The sequence below is a fragment of the Pseudanabaena biceps PCC 7429 genome (genome assembly GCF_000332215.1).
Taxonomy (GTDB): domain Bacteria; phylum Cyanobacteriota; class Cyanobacteriia; order Pseudanabaenales; family Pseudanabaenaceae; genus Pseudanabaena; species Pseudanabaena biceps.
In genome coordinates, this window is record NZ_ALWB01000125.1 from 1 (window position 1) to 14818 (window position 14818).

Genomic DNA, 14818 nt, shown 5'->3' on the forward strand with positions numbered 1-14818 from the left:
GATCTCGCCTAACCTCACACAACTTACCTGTTTTGGTTCTGACAGTAAAACAAGATGTACTTGTTCAAGTCACATTTTGCCGTTGATGGTTTGCTGATTTCCCTCATTTTGCTATGGCTATTGCTGGCTAACTCAATGCCTATTTTCTCCCTTTTGTCAATGCGTAACTTCTATAGAAGATCTTTCTTGGAGACATTGCGGCAGCCGTCGCAAAGGCAAATATCCAAACAAAAGGATTTGTGATCCACCCATAGGGATCTGCGACTTCAGTGCCACACCCAACTACAACAAGTTGCCCAAAAGCCCACGAAACTAATCCAAGGGGAATGCCCAAAATGATATGCAGCGACATTTGCATAATCTGCTTTTGAAAATTCTGCTTATCTCGACTGATCGCTGTTTCCGAGAAATCAGCACCCGCTAGATTTGTCCCTCGAAAATCACAGCCCTTTAACCTTGAACCTGTAAAGTCAGGTATTCTATTTGCACCTTTATGAAATTCATCCTGAAATGATTGATTCTGATAGTTGTGATAACGATAATTTACGTAGTTATCCATCGGTCAACCTCTTGGTTAAGTTAGTTTAGCGAGACAGCTAATTTAGCGCTACAGTTCCCTCAGCACATATTGGAGTCCCATTTTGGAGAAATGGATTGGGTAGCTTTTGCTGTACACCAGTTTTGGGGGATTCACAAAGAATAGTGACCGTAGTTAGCTCTTTTTTTGCACTTGGCTGTGATTCTGATGTTTGATTTATCTTTTGATTGGAACCTTGATATGTTTGAGATTTTTCAGGTACAACAAATACTCCTCCGACAAAACTTTTTACCTTGTCATTTTTAGGAACCCCGTATTGATAAGTGACAAGATCAAAACTTTGCATCTCAAATTTAAAGTTATCAGTTTCTTCTTGTATTCCAATTTCTAAAGCAGGAATCGATCGCCCAAAAGTTTGTTTCTCAGACCAAAATGCCTGCTGCGCTCTATTCATACTACCTACATAAGTTCTGCCCTCAGAACTCCTAGCCTTATTTCCACAACCACTAAAAGAGGGTAATACCAAAGCAATTAGCCCAAAACCCATCGAGCTATAAATTATCGAACGCAAAAGCCATCGCCTAGCTTTTTGGGGCTTTGGTGAGGTGGCTGCATCTTGTGCATCTTGTGGCAGATCAGCGACCAGATCATGATCAAGATGATCAAGTTCTGGCTGGTTAAGTTCACCTTGTCTAATCATGGCTATTACCTATGGCTGCAAATTCCTGTTTCAATGATATTGCACTGCTTTTTAAGATCAAGATGCGATCGCGATCGCCTGTTTTGATGAGAAGCATTACAAATCTTTTGCTAATGTAAAACCCTAAAACCTGCGGCGCACGCTACGCGTGCGCCGCAGGTTTTAGATCTGGATTTTAATTGTGCCCAGCTACTTATAAGTACAAATACTTAGACTATTCATATAAAAATCGAGATCAATCTTGTCTCCTTAAAGCATTTTTAGAATGACTGGATTTAGTGCTGCTATATTGTTAATTAAATATACTAATTTACTAACTCCTACTCCTTTAGAAGTAGGCAATAGGCTCCTTAACACTTTTTTAAGGTTTGTTATCGAATGTATATACCTTATAAATACGGCTCAAAAGTTTACTCAGTAAAGCTTTGAATGTTTTAAGTATTTTGCAATAAGGCAAACGTAAAGATGTGTTAAGCTGATTTGAAATCCATATAAATACTCGTAGTTAAAGCAGGATTTAAGATTATGACCATTGCAATGGGCAGGTCGCAAGAAGTCGAAAGAGGATGGTTTGACATCGTCGACGACTGGCTAAAGCGCGACAGATTTGTATTTATTGGTTGGAGTGGCTTGTTGCTATTCCCCACCGCATTTTTATCTATTGGTGGCTGGTTTACAGGTATCACCTTTGTATCTTCTTGGTATACCCACGGTCTAGCTTCTAGCTTCCTTGAAGGATGCAACATCTTGACCGTAGCGGTATCTTCTCCAGCATTGAGCGTTGGTCACTCCCTGCTCTTGCTTTGGGGACCTGAAGCACAGGGCGATTTCACTCGCTGGTGTCAAATTGGCGGCTTGTGGACATTCCTCGCACTTCACGGCGCATTTGCATTGATTGGCTTCATGCTTCGTCAATTTGAAATTGCGCGTCTAGTCGGTATCCGTCCTTATAATGCGATCGCTTTCTCAGGTCCTATCGCCGTATTCGTATCCGTATTCTTGATGTACCCCTTGGGTCAATCTGGTTGGTTCTTCGGTCCTACCTTTGGCGTAGCTGGTATTTTCCGCTTCATCTTATTCCTCCAAGGTTTTCACAACTGGACTCTAAACCCATTCCACATGATGGGCGTAGCAGGTATCCTCGGCGGCGCATTGCTCTGTGCAATTCACGGTGCAACCGTTGAAAACACCTTGTTTGAAGATGGCGACGGTTCAAGCTCCAACACCTTCAAAGCTTTCAACCCCACCCAAGCTGAAGAAACCTACTCCATGGTTACTGCTAACCGCTTCTGGAGCCAAATTTTCGGTATTGCTTTCTCCAACAAGCGTTGGTTACACTTCTTTATGCTATTCGTACCCGTAACTGGACTATGGTTCAGCAGCGTCGGTATCGTCGGTCTAGCATTGAACCTGCGTGCTTATGACTTTGTATCTCAAGAAGTTCGCGCCGCAGAAGACCCTGAATTTGAAACCTTCTACACCAAGAACTTACTCTTGAATGAAGGTATCCGTGCATGGATGGCTCCTCAAGACCAACCTGCTGAAAGATTCATCTTCCCTGAAGAAGTATTGCCTCGCGGTAACGCATTGTAAACTTCTTAACTCAAAAGATTTTGTACATATTCAGAAAATGTACAAAATCTTTTAGTAACAACTTAGCTATCGGATATCAACGCTGGGCTAGTTTTTAGATTATGATGATTCTCATCAAACCTCTAGACGTTAGCAGCTACAAAGCTGATTTCTGATAGCTAAAAAATTATTTGCACCATTCGCATTTTTTCACTTTAACCCTATAAAAAGTTTTCTGGAGATAACCTCTCGTGACGACGACCATTAACTTAAACTCGCTAGGAGTGGGCGGGCGTACACAAGATACATCAGGTTTTGCTTGGTGGTCTGGCAACGCACGACTCATTAACCTTTCTGGCAAACTGCTGGGCGCTCACGTAGCTCATGCCGGTTTGATTGTATTCTGGGCTGGCGCAATGACCTTGTTTGAAGTCGCCCACTTTGTTCCTGAAAAGCCAATGTACGAGCAAGGCTTTATCCTTCTACCTCACCTTGCGACTCAAGGCTGGGGCGTTGGCGCTGGCGGTGAAGTAGTTGATGTTTTTCCCTACTTTGTAGTTGGTGTTTTACACCTTATCTCTTCCGCTGTGCTTGGTTTCGGTGGTATCTACCATGCGCTACGCGGACCTGAAGTTTTAGAAAACTATTCTTCCTTCTTTGGTTACGACTGGAAAGACAAAAACCAAATGACCAATATTATTGGGTATCACCTGATCCTATTGGGCTGCGGTGCTTTGTTGCTCGTATTCAAAGCGATGTTCTTTGGTGGACTATACGACACATGGGCCCCTGGTGGTGGCGATGTTCGTGTCATTACCAACCCAACGATCAACCCTGTGGTTATCTTCGGCTATTTGCTTAATTCGCCCTTTGGTGGAGAAGGAAATATCGTTGGCGTTAATAACCTTGAGGATGTAGTTGGCGGACATATTTGGATCGGCTTGATCTGCATCAGTGGCGGTATCTGGCATATTCTCACTAAACCTTTCGGCTGGGCACGTCGTGCGCTTGTTTGGTCTGGTGAAGCATATCTCTCTTACAGCCTTGGTGCATTGAGCTTGATGGCATTTATTGCTACTTGCTTCGTATGGTTTAACAACACTGTTTATCCTAGTGAGTTCTTCGGTCCTACTGGCGCTGAAGCTTCTCAATCTCAGGCTTTCACATATCTCGTCCGCGACCAAAAGTTGGGTGCAAATATTGCAACTTCTCAAGGTCCTACTGGTCTAGGTAAGTACCTGATGCGTTCTCCTTCGGGCGAAATCATCTTTGGTGGTGAAACCATGCGTTTCTGGGATTTCCGTGGTCCTTGGTTGGAGCCATTGCGTGGTCCTAATGGTCTAGATATCGACAAGCTCAAGAATGACGTTCAGCCTTGGCAAGTACGTCGTGCTGCTGAGTACATGACTCACGCTCCTTTGGGTTCTTTGAACTCAGTAGGTGGTGTTATCACTGAAATCAATGCAGTAAACTTCGTTTCTCCTCGTTCTTGGTTGTCGACTTCTCACTTCGTTTTATCCTTTATGTTCTTAGTTGGACACCTATGGCACGCTGGTCGCGCCCGCGCTGCTGTTGCTGGCTTTGAAAGAGGAATTGACCGTGAGACTGAAGCAGTTCTTTCCATGCCCGAACTTGACAAATAAAATTAATGGATATGTGAAATATCTATTGAAATAAAAAACAAAGGCGATGATATTCATCGCCTTTGTTTTTTTTGATTTTGGGATAATTACTAGTTACTACCAGTAAATATGACATCAGGGAATTTACCTTGAGCCTCTGTCATGGGGCGATTTTTGCCTTCTTGCTGCCAGTAATTAATTACTTCAGTTGCCTTATTTAAAATCTCAATCCGATCTTGATCGGCGATCCAAGGCTTACTTTCCATTTCTGATTTAAGTTGATCCCAAGCATCATCACGGGGCCAGAAGAAATACTTGGTGAGAGGGCTGAAACCTTTGCCAACGACTTGATCGACGGCAAGGGCTACATTATTCTCTAACCATAAGATTTTTAGAATAAACTGTGACAATGCTACCTACCTCCAAGAAAATTTAAATTACATATTAAAGTAGCGATCTTGCACTATAACATGATTGAAACATCTAAAGTTGATTTAAAACTATCAAATAAAAGTATTTTTGTGTTTGATATTGATGGCGTAATACGCGATGTCTCTGGCTCATATCGTCGGGCTTTAGCGGATACGGTCGAGCATTTTATTAAAAATTTGACAAATTTAGACTATCGCCCTACCCCTGAAGAAATCGATGATTTAAAGGCTGAGGGCATTTGGAATAATGACTGGGAAGCTTCACAGGAAATGATCACGAGATATTTACATCGCTTAGGTAAGAAGATCCCGATCGCCTACGAAGAGATCGTGAACTTTTTCCAGAGTCGTTATCGGGGGCTGAATTCTGATTGGTCTGATGGCTATATCGCCACGGAACCTCTGATTGCAACTGCTGCATATTTTCAAGAGTTAACGATCGCAGGGATTGGTTGGGGCTTTTTTAGTGGTGCGACGCGGGCTTCAGCGAGTTATGTGTTGCAACGCTTGGCAATCGATCTACCCATATTGATCGCGATGGAAGATGCTGCGGGTAAGCCCGACCCAACGGGGCTGTTATTAGCCACGAAGCAAATTGAACAAAAGCAAGGTGGGCTTGCCAAGACTATTGTTTATGTGGGGGATACCGTCGCGGATATGCTGACGGTAGTGAAGGCGAGAGACTTTGATCCTAGTTATCAATATGTTGCAGTTGGGGTAATTCCTCCCCATGTCAGCCAAGATTTACGCGATCGCTATGCCTCTTTACTCAAGGAAAATGGAGCCGATCTAGTTTTAAATAGCGTTCTAGAGCTAACGCCCCAGCTTAATCTATTGCAAAGTTCTGTAAGTTAAATTAGCGTTAACATAGATCTGGCTTTACAAGCTATTACCTTGTTAAGAAAAAAATTTATGTCAGAGTCCCAACAATATTATTTCGTGGCTGCTAGCCGTAAGTATTTGTGTGAAGACGAAGGAAAACCTTTGGGTGAAACACTATCGGAACGTCGGCGCAATTTTGAAGCCCGCAATAAGGAAATTAACTTTTGGTTGGTCGAGCAGCCTGCTTTTTTAGAAGCCCCTGAAATGGCGGGTATTAAAAAGCAAATTCCCCAACCTGCGGCAGCGATCATTACAACCGATCCCAATACAATGCGCTGGCTGAAATTGAGGCTTGAGTTTGTGGTGACTGGTGAATTTACAGCTCCGAGTGCTTCGATCCCACAACCATTAGCATCTTTAGCGATCGCCTAAGTAGTACCCTAAAACCTACGGCGAACGCGCAGCGTTCGCCGCAGGTTTTAGACCTGGATTTTAATTATGCTGAGGTACTTATGAATGCCTTTTCCTTTGGGTTAATGTGCTAAGGTGTGACCTTGAACTTACCGATCGATTTGTTGATCGAGTTGTTGATCGCAAATAATATTGTGTTTAGATCTTTTCGCACTAATCCTCTTTTGGGAGCGTATCCTCAATATGGGTATGCAAGTTTGGGCTTTAAAGATATTTCCGTATATGCTCAAAAATATGGCGATCGCAGTTTATACACTTCATCCCTCAAACGCTCTCCCAGTAAAGCATCTCCCAGTAAAGCATGTCCAAGCAAAGAAAAAGATCTCGAAAACAATCTAGAAAATAACGCCCATTGCGATTTGATTCAGAGTTTTTCTGTCCAAAAAGCAGGCAATACCCCTACTGAATGTGAAGACATTTGGCATTTTGCTAAATGTAACGCCAGAGTATCGATCGCGCTATCCGATGGGGCAACTGAATCTTCCTTTGCGAGAGAATGGGCTAAAGAATTGGTTACAGCTTTTGTCAATCGTCGTTGCCCTTGGCAGGAGATTTATAGCTGTGCGGCTAATTGGTTAGGGCCATTACAAATAAATTGGCAGCAATGGCTAGCCCATCAGAATTTATCTTGGTTTGCTAAACGCAAGGCAGGAGCGGGAGCCTTTGCGACTTTTTTGAGCTTAGAAGTTTTTCCTAACTTGAGTTGGAGATCCCTTGCCGTGGGTGATTCCTGTTTATTTATCGTACGCGATCGCCGTTTGCATAAAAGTTTCCCGCTGCAAAATAGTCAAGAATTTAGTAATTGCCCAAAATTAATTGGTACTCACGGACAAGCGGCAAATATGCATATGTCCCAAATACAGGGAGAGGCGAAAATTGGGGATCGCTTTTATCTGACCACCGATGCGATCGCTTGCTGGATTTTGAAGCAAATAGAAGCAAATCAAGATCCTTGGGTAAAATTAGAAGAGATCGATTCGCAAGCCTCCTTTGCCGAATGGGTAACCGAACTGCGCGATCGGCGTGACATCGCCAACGACGATACCACCCTGCTATGTCTACAGATTCAGGAAACTTACGCCGCTCCTATGCCTCAAAATTGTGAGTCATGACAATTCAAACTTGGCCGTTAAATATTGACTTTACGATCGCAGTACAAAATCCCCATCTTTGTTTTGCCGATCCCGAACTCAAGCAAGCCAGCACTACGAAAAATTCGCGGGGAAGAGTATTGCTCTGGTCGGGAAACTTCGCCACAGTTTATAAGCTCACAAAAGGGAATCGGGCTTGGGCAGTGCGTTGCTTTACACGCATTCCACAATCGGACGTGCAGCAACGTTACAGGTTGATCGGTGACTATCTCAGCCAGCACCAAATCCCTTACTTAGTTGACTTTGAATTTCTCACTCAAGGCATTCTGGTGAAAGGCGAATGGTATCCAATCCTGAAAATGGATTGGGTGGATGGCTCGGAGCTAGATCGCTACATCGGTGAATATATTGACGATTCCCAAGTACTCCTGCGCCTAGAGCGTCAATTAAAACAATTACAAAAGGATCTGCAACAAGTGGGCATCGCCCATGGGGATTTGCAGCATGGCAATATTATGGTGGATGCTCGGGGGGAACTCAAACTAGTGGACTATGACGGGATGTACGTTCCTGCCTTGCGAGGCACACCACCCCTTGAGGTGGGGCATCCTAACTATCAACCGCCAACGCGATCGCTCCATGATTTCGGCGATCGCCTTGACGAATTTTCCTTTGAAGTAATTTCCCTATCTCTTCGCGCCCTAGCCAGTCAGCCCAATCTTTGGGAAACCTTCCATGAAGATAACAAAAATTTAATTTTTAGGCAAAATGACTTTCAGGAACCTGAATTATCGCCAGTTTTTCAATCGATCGCCAATATTCCCGATGATGAAACTCGCGAGCTATGCGATCGCCTCATCCGTCGATGTCGCAGCGAGGATCGCGGCAAAGACCGTAGTAAAGATAAAGACCGCAGTAAAGATCGGCAAGATTACCAACCAACAATCAGCGAAAAAAAGCCACAATCTCACAGGTTTTTATGGGTAGGTTTGACTTTGTTAGCGATGACAGGTTTAGGGCTGTGGTTCATCAAAAAAAGTCCATCCCCACCAATTGCGATAACTGCACCGAGCAACGCCCCCTTAAGTTCCCTCAAGTCCACCAGTTCCCCCACAATAAGCAATTCCCCAACGCCCAGCAATTCTCCAACGCCTACCAATTTCCCAACCCCGATTACTTCACCTAGCACCAAATTAACCCCCATTACCGCTGCAACATTACAAGCGAAATATGCTGAAGGTCAGCGAGATTTCCACTCTATTCAGTTGATCGGCGGACAGGGCGATCGCTTACAAGGTCAAGACTTTAGCAATATTAATCTCAGTGGCTCAGTCCTCGAACGGGTCGATCTTCGCCAAGTTATTCTAAAAAACGCAAATTTAAACGGCGTAAAGATCGTTAAGGTTGATTTGCGGGGCGGAGATTTAAGTAACGCCAGTGCCATTGATGCTAATCTATCTTTTTCTAACCTCACTGAAGCGAATTTGTCTCAGGCAAATTTGTTGCGGGTCAATTTATTTCAGGCTAAGTTAGGCTCGGCAAATTTGCAAAAAGCGGAACTAATGAAAACCAACTTGAGTGAAGCCGATCTCAATTCGGCTAACCTCAAAGGGGCTAATTTAGTATTAACAAACCTCCGCAAAGCTAATCTCGTTAAGGCAAACCTTAGCGACAGCAATTTAGGTGCAGCTAATCTAAATGATGCAATTTTAGAAGGCGCTGACCTATCTGCTGCTGACTTGCGATCGGCTGAACTAAATTTAACCAATCTCTCCAATGCTAATCTCAGCTCTGCCAATCTAACGGCCGCAAAATTAGTTTTGATCGAGTTTGCAGGCGCAAATCTCAACGGTGCAAATTTCCGCAATGCGATCGTCGAAAATATTGGCAGTATTGAATCTGCGGATTTTACCAATGCAGTTAACCTTGATCCGATCGTCCGCAAATATTTTTGCTCTTTAGCCTCTGGCAATGTAGCTGACAGTGGTAATTCCACCAAATCAACACTTAATTGCTTGCCTTCCCTTTGAAATTTACCAGCAATTTTTTGAAGAAAGGACGACAGAGATTTAAATAATGATGGTCAGCGCTTCGCGCCGCCCATCATTACATTACTGACTAGCTATATCTCTATGCTGCCCTTGATATCATTGATATCGTAGTTTTGAGGGCTGTCGGCAACCTTCGGTTGTTGGGTGAGGTCGCTTTCGTACTTAATGCCCATATTGATGACCTTGTCTTGCTGCTGTTCGGGGCGCGATCGCTCAATGCCTCTACGACGTTCTGAGGTGCGGACTTCGCTTGTGCCTTCAGTAACTACCTCATAGAGAATCGCCTGTTTATTTACATCCTTGCCCCGTCGCAGCACTCGTCCTAAACGCTGAATGTATTCACGCGCCGAGCCCGTGCCCGATAATAGGATGGCAATGCGTGCCTCAGGCACATCAACACCCTCATTCAAAACATGGGAAGCCACTAGGGTTTTATATTTGCCTTCACGGAAGAAGGTTAATATTTCATGTCTTTCCTTAACGGGAGTTTGATGGGTGAGGGCAGGAATTAATAATTCCTGCGAAATTCGATAGACCGTGGCATTGTCATTGGTAAAAATCAGAATACGTTCTGGAAAATGTTGCGCTAATAAATCCGATAGAACGCGTAATTTTGATTCCGTTCCTAAGGATAATTCCTTCGATTCTCGGTGAGCGAGCATCGCGCTACGCCCTGCTTGTGAACGCGCGCTTGCCTGTACGAATCTCTGCCACCCCTCCAAGCTGCCAAGAGAGATTTTCGCTTCCTTTAAAAACTGATTGCGGGTTTGCATTAAGGCTGTATAGCGATCGCGTTCTTGGGCGGAGAGAGAAACCTTAATCTGGACGATTTTATGTTCGGCTAAGGCTTTTCCTGCTAACTCTTCGGCAGATTTACGATAGACTTCTTCACCGATCAGCATTTCTAAATCGCTATGTTTGCCATCGCTGCGTTCGGGAGTAGCGGTTAAACCAAGCCGATAGGGGGCGATCGCATATTCGGCAATCACACGATTAAAGTCCGTGGGTAAATGATGGCACTCATCAAACACGATCAAGCCGTAAAGATTGCCTAAAGCTTCGGCTTGAATTGCTGCGCTGTCATAGGTGGAGACTAAAATCGGCGTGCGATCGCGCGCTCCGCCTCCCAATAGCCCTATCTCCACATCGGGAAAAGCCGCTAATAAGTGGGCATACCACTGATGCATCAAGTCAAGGGTAGGCACGACTATTAAGGTGCTGCGATTAGTTAACTCCATCGCCAACTGAGCCAAATAGGTCTTACCTGCGGCGGTGGGCAAGACCACCACCCCCTGCTTGCCAACTCGTTGCCACGCTGCTAAAGCCTCACTTTGATGGGGGTAAGGCTCCATTTTGCGCTGTAAATTTAAGCCTTGTGAATTTAAGCCTTGTGAATTTAGGCTTTGTGAATTTAGGCTTTGTGAATTTAAGTTGAGTTCGCTATAGCCCCTCGCTAGATCTTCGATCTCAATCTCGTCTGAGCGCAAATTCAAAATTAATTCGCGATAGCAATAAGCAGGAATACGAAATTTCTCAATGCGATCGTCCCATGTGGCGAATTCGATCCATGCCTTGCCCTTAGGCGGTGGATGGAGGATTAAGGTGCCGCGATCGTACGTTAATTTAGGAAGCCGAGGCATAGTTGAATTTCAGGTTCATCCAATTGTATAGCTACAGTCACTTGCCTTAGCACAAATCAAGCCCCAAGAATGGACTGGCGGCGCGAAGCGCCGCCAGTCCATTCTTGGGGCTTATGTTCTGAAAAATTAACGAATTTCAGGAGATGGGGTTACCCGTTTTGGTGAGGGAATTAGATAGGCAACCACCGCACCACCGACAAATCCTGCAACATTGCGAACTACAGGAACCCACTCATTAGTGCGCGTTAATACGGGACCTAAGCCGAAGGAAATAAACAACATTCCCCATAATGGTGTGAAAATAAGCGCCCATTTCCAAGCAAAAATTTCGCCTTCCTTCCGAGGATGTCCTGCAAATCCAAAGACCACGCCACCAACAATCGAAGTAATCAAGGTCAGGATCCATTGCTCTTGGGGGATTCCTGGCACAACCGCACATCCATCTTGATCGAGACAAGTAGCGATCGCATCAATAGAAGATAATATCGATTGATCGTATCCCTGTTCGCGCACATAGAACTGATTTCCATAACGTGACTGGAGTTCGATCCAGAAGCTGCGCGATAGGAGTGGGTACACCGCATCCCCCACGCTAAAATTAAGTAAGTTCCGCCCACGGGAGTCAGCAACTAGCATGACGCTTTGGTCATCTAGTCCCCAAAAATCCTTAACCGCTCGACCGGGAGTCCGATCAACTTGGGTCAATACCCGCAGTTTCCAACCTGTCTGTTCTTCAAATTTAGTTAGTTTTTGATCAAGGGCTAATTCTTCTGAATCGGTTAGAAATTTACCAAGATCGATCACATTTGTATATTTTTCTGGTAATAGCTCAGGGGCATCAAAGGCATGAGCATTAGACATAGGGGTAAACGCGATCGCGATTGGCAGAAGTATGGCGATCGCGATCGCGCTAAATCTCCAAGCAAGTTGCTGAAAGGTGGATTTAATCATGATTTTTGTTAAAGGTTTATCTTAATATTTCTTAATATCTTAGCAGCAGTATATAGTTAAAAATACTCTCTCTCCCTATTATTTCCTATGGCAAGCCCAATTCAGTGGTACCCAGGTCATATCGCCAAGGCTGAAAAGCAGTTGTTAGAACAACTAAAACTCGTTGATGTGGTCATTGAAGTGCGCGATTCGCGCATTTTGATGTCTAGTAAGCACCCCAAAATCGAAAAGTGGGTGGAGGGAAAGTCACATATTTTAGTATGCAATCGCATTGATGCCATATCGTCATCGGTGAAAATGCAATGGACTCGTTGGTTTACCGAACAAGAGCGCATGGCTTATTTCACTGATGCGCAAGCTGGTAAAGGCATGGTGGATCTGCTCAAGGCGGCGCAAGTAGCAGGCGAGAAGGTTAACGAACGGCGGCGTGGAAGAGGTATGTTGCCCCGTCCTGTCAGAGCGGTGGTAGTGGGATTCCCTAACGTTGGCAAATCAGCCCTCATTAATCGGCTACTCAAGAAAAAAGTCGTCGCAAGTGCCAATAAACCAGGCGTAACTCGCCAACTACGTTGGATTAGGATTTCCGATGAAATCGAATTATTAGATACTCCAGGCGTAATACCACCTTTGCTCCACGATCAAGATGCTGCCTTGAAATTGGCGATCTGCGATGATATCGGTCAAGCAGCCTATGACAACGTACTCGTCGCCGCCGAAGCCGTAGATCTGTTGATCCAACTGAATGTCAAACTTAGTAGTCGTTATGCGATCGATCCGCAGTCTGTCAGTTCAGGAATTGAGTATATTCACGAAGTTGCGGCTCTAAATAAGTTTCAAGGAGATTTAGATAAAGTTGCGCGATTGATTTTGTATGATTTTCGGAAAGGGAAATTAGGGGCGATCGCTCTAGAAATGCCGCCTCAGTAAGATCGTCAAGTCGTAATAAGATTTATAGTGGGGAAGGGTTTTGAGGTAAAACTCAGACAAAAACTGGAAAAAATTTTAGAAATCTTAATCAAACAAATTCAAAATATAGCTATATTCAGTAATGTTAGGACAAACATCAAACCCAATAGAGAGTTGCGGCGCTTCGCACCGCAACTCTCTATTGGGTTTGATGTCCTGACTTAAGTGAATATAGCTATAAATTCAAAACAAATTCAAATCCATGACAAGCAAAATTTATTTAAAAGGGGTTAAAGCCTATGGCTATGTGGGGTATTTGCCTGAAGAAAATGTACTAGGACAATGGTTTGAAGTTGATGCAACCCTGTGGGTAGATTTTGAAAAGGCGACTAATAATGATGACATTGAAGATACCGTCAATTATATTTCCTGCATTCGCAAGATTGAGAACCTCACGCAAACGCATAAATTTAAGCTGATCGAGCGTTTAGCTGGTGCGATCGCCGATAGCCTTCTCGAAGATACCAAAATTACTCAAGTTGAAGTCAAAATTATCAAGCACCCGCCAATTCCCAATTTCCTCGGTTCGGTCGCCGTCGAAATCGTGAGATCGCGGGATCAAATCTCATCGACAAATACTGCTGCAACCCAACTAAAAGCAACCACTGAATCTCCATCGAAAGCTAGCCCCAAAACAAAAGTAACCAGTGATTCCCCAATCTCCAATTCCCAATCCCCAATTACCGATTCAGCTCCATCTAAAATCATCAGCATCCACACCGATGGCGCTTGCTCTAAAAATCCAGGACCTGGTGGCTGGGGTGTAGTTATCCATTTCGATGATGGTAGTACCAAGGAAATCGGTGGAGGGATTCGCGAAACTACCAATAATCAAATGGAACTGCAAGGGGCGATCGCCGCCTTAGAATTTCTCGCTACTCACAAGCAATCTACACCTGTTGATCTTTATACCGACAGTAAATATGTCCTCGATGGGATTACTAAATGGATTAAGGGCTGGAAAAAGAACGGCTGGAAAACTAAGGACAATAAGCCCGTCAAGAATCAAGAACTTTGGCAACAACTCGACCCTCTCAATTCATCAAATATTCGATGGCATTGGGTAGAGGGACATTCTGGCGATCCTGATAATGAAAGATGCGATGCGATCGCCCGTAGCTACACCGCCAAATATGCCTAACAAAAGAGACTCGCAATGCGAGTCTCTTTTGTTTTAAGTATTGTTTACTCTAAGCATATTTTTCCGCAAAAGCTGTCATCGCATCCAACTGCGAATCTATTAACAAACATTTTTCTAGATGTTCAACGTCCAACTCAGGTAGCCATTCACTGCGATCGCCTTGTACATATTCCCCATCAACTAATCGATAAATACTAATTTTGCCATCTACCCAAAACCAAACTTCTGGAATACCCTTTAATTGATATTTCCTTAACTTTTTAACACTTCCGCTAGTAACAACAATTTCTATACATAGGTCAGTTTTTGCAGGATCATTACCAAAAGCAAAGGACAAATCAGCCTGAAACTCAAGACTAGGTTCAATTTTTTGGGTATAAGCACCTGTTGATGTAAAGCGGATGCGTTTGAGTACAAAGTAATAGCCTAACAAGAGTCCTAGCAGACTGGATATCATTTCATGCTGCAAACCAATACCCATAATTTCTAGTTCTCCTTCACAATAAGTCATCCGCACTCCACCGATTTCCTCAAAGGCGGATTGCAAAGTTTTAAACTGTTCCCAAGTGACAGCCCATTTAACGAGATATTGGTTGTCTGATTTAGCTAAAGTCTGGATCATCGCTTTACCCTCGCTCCTGATTATTATCAGTATAGCTAATTAATATCAATTGACTATAGCAACCCTTACGTTGCTATAACATAAAAATGAGTATGATTCGGGAGCATCTCACTAATGCAATGAGTATTTCTACTTATAGATGACATATGAGAAAATGAATAAAAAATAGAGGTTAAAAAAAGAATGACACCCGAAGAAAG

Annotated in this window: 14 protein-coding genes; 8 read left to right on the forward strand and 6 right to left on the reverse strand. The window is 43.8% G+C overall.

What is annotated here, in order from left to right:
* Positions 1 to 139: 139 nt before the first annotated feature.
* Both PSE7429_RS14210 and PSE7429_RS23745 read right to left on the reverse strand, forming a co-directional pair.
* Complete coding sequence (locus tag PSE7429_RS14210; protein WP_009627926.1) at positions 140 to 559, reverse strand: pentapeptide repeat-containing protein; 420 nt, start codon at positions 557 to 559, stop codon at positions 140 to 142.
* Between the two features lie 37 nt (positions 560 to 596).
* Complete coding sequence (locus tag PSE7429_RS23745) at positions 597 to 1238, reverse strand: type IV pilin-like G/H family protein (RefSeq protein ID WP_009627927.1); 642 nt, start codon at positions 1236 to 1238, stop codon at positions 597 to 599.
* 525 nt (positions 1239 to 1763) lie between these two features.
* Here PSE7429_RS23745 and psbD point away from each other — a divergent pair.
* Both psbD and psbC read left to right on the forward strand, forming a co-directional pair.
* Positions 1764 to 2831 carry a photosystem II D2 protein (photosystem q(a) protein) gene (gene psbD, locus PSE7429_RS14220; protein ID WP_009627929.1) on the forward strand — a complete coding sequence of 356 codons (1068 nt, stop codon included), beginning with the start codon at positions 1764 to 1766 and terminating at the stop codon, positions 2829 to 2831.
* Positions 2832 to 3061: 230 nt separating this feature from the next.
* The gene (psbC, locus tag PSE7429_RS14225) at positions 3062 to 4453 is read left to right on the forward strand and encodes a photosystem II reaction center protein CP43 (protein WP_009627930.1); all 1392 of its coding nucleotides are present in this window, start codon (positions 3062 to 3064) and stop codon (positions 4451 to 4453) included.
* Positions 4454 to 4542: 89 nt separating this feature from the next.
* Here the strand turns inward: psbC and PSE7429_RS14230 are convergent, their stop codons facing one another.
* A complete protein-coding gene (locus PSE7429_RS14230) occupies positions 4543 to 4842 on the reverse strand; it encodes a 30S ribosomal protein PSRP-3 (protein ID WP_009627931.1) in 300 nt (99 codons plus the stop codon).
* Positions 4843 to 4902: 60 nt separating this feature from the next.
* Here PSE7429_RS14230 and PSE7429_RS14235 point away from each other — a divergent pair, with 60 nt between their 5' ends.
* The 4 genes from PSE7429_RS14235 (at position 4903) to PSE7429_RS23755 (ending at position 9277) form a co-directional block, all read left to right on the forward strand.
* Positions 4903 to 5718: a TIGR01548 family HAD-type hydrolase gene (locus PSE7429_RS14235; RefSeq protein ID WP_009627932.1), complete on the forward strand. Its 816-nt coding sequence runs from the start codon at positions 4903 to 4905 to the stop codon at positions 5716 to 5718.
* Positions 5719 to 5775: 57 nt separating this feature from the next.
* Positions 5776 to 6117, forward strand: a complete 342-nt coding sequence (locus PSE7429_RS14240; protein ID WP_009627933.1) for an MgPME-cyclase complex family protein — start codon at positions 5776 to 5778, stop codon at positions 6115 to 6117.
* Between the two features lie 116 nt (positions 6118 to 6233).
* A complete protein-coding gene (locus tag PSE7429_RS23750) occupies positions 6234 to 7268 on the forward strand; it encodes a hypothetical protein (protein WP_009627934.1) in 1035 nt (344 codons plus the stop codon).
* Complete coding sequence (locus PSE7429_RS23755; RefSeq protein WP_009627935.1) at positions 7265 to 9277, forward strand: pentapeptide repeat-containing protein; 2013 nt, start codon at positions 7265 to 7267, stop codon at positions 9275 to 9277. The genes PSE7429_RS23750 and PSE7429_RS23755 overlap by 4 nt, the downstream gene beginning before the upstream one ends.
* 92 nt (positions 9278 to 9369) lie before the next feature.
* Here PSE7429_RS23755 and PSE7429_RS14255 read toward each other — a convergent pair whose 3' ends face one another.
* Positions 9370 to 10938 carry a DEAD/DEAH box helicase family protein gene (locus PSE7429_RS14255; protein WP_009627936.1) on the reverse strand — a complete coding sequence of 523 codons (1569 nt, stop codon included), beginning with the start codon at positions 10936 to 10938 and terminating at the stop codon, positions 9370 to 9372.
* A gap of 126 nt (positions 10939 to 11064) precedes the next feature.
* Complete coding sequence (locus tag PSE7429_RS14260) at positions 11065 to 11889, reverse strand: TPM domain-containing protein (RefSeq protein WP_009627937.1); 825 nt, start codon at positions 11887 to 11889, stop codon at positions 11065 to 11067.
* A gap of 87 nt (positions 11890 to 11976) precedes the next feature.
* Between PSE7429_RS14260 and ylqF the strand changes: the two genes are divergently transcribed.
* Positions 11977 to 12816 carry a ribosome biogenesis GTPase YlqF gene (ylqF, locus tag PSE7429_RS14265; RefSeq protein ID WP_009627938.1) on the forward strand — a complete coding sequence of 280 codons (840 nt, stop codon included), beginning with the start codon at positions 11977 to 11979 and terminating at the stop codon, positions 12814 to 12816.
* Between the two features lie 241 nt (positions 12817 to 13057).
* Entirely contained in the window at positions 13058 to 13996 is a 939-nt protein-coding gene (gene rnhA, locus PSE7429_RS23760; RefSeq protein WP_009627939.1) for a ribonuclease HI, read from the forward strand.
* A gap of 49 nt (positions 13997 to 14045) precedes the next feature.
* On the opposite strand, the gene PSE7429_RS14275 is transcribed toward rnhA, so the two are convergent.
* Positions 14046 to 14618, reverse strand: a complete 573-nt coding sequence (locus PSE7429_RS14275; RefSeq protein WP_009627940.1) for a Uma2 family endonuclease — start codon at positions 14616 to 14618, stop codon at positions 14046 to 14048.
* Positions 14619 to 14818: the final 200 nt, after the last annotated feature.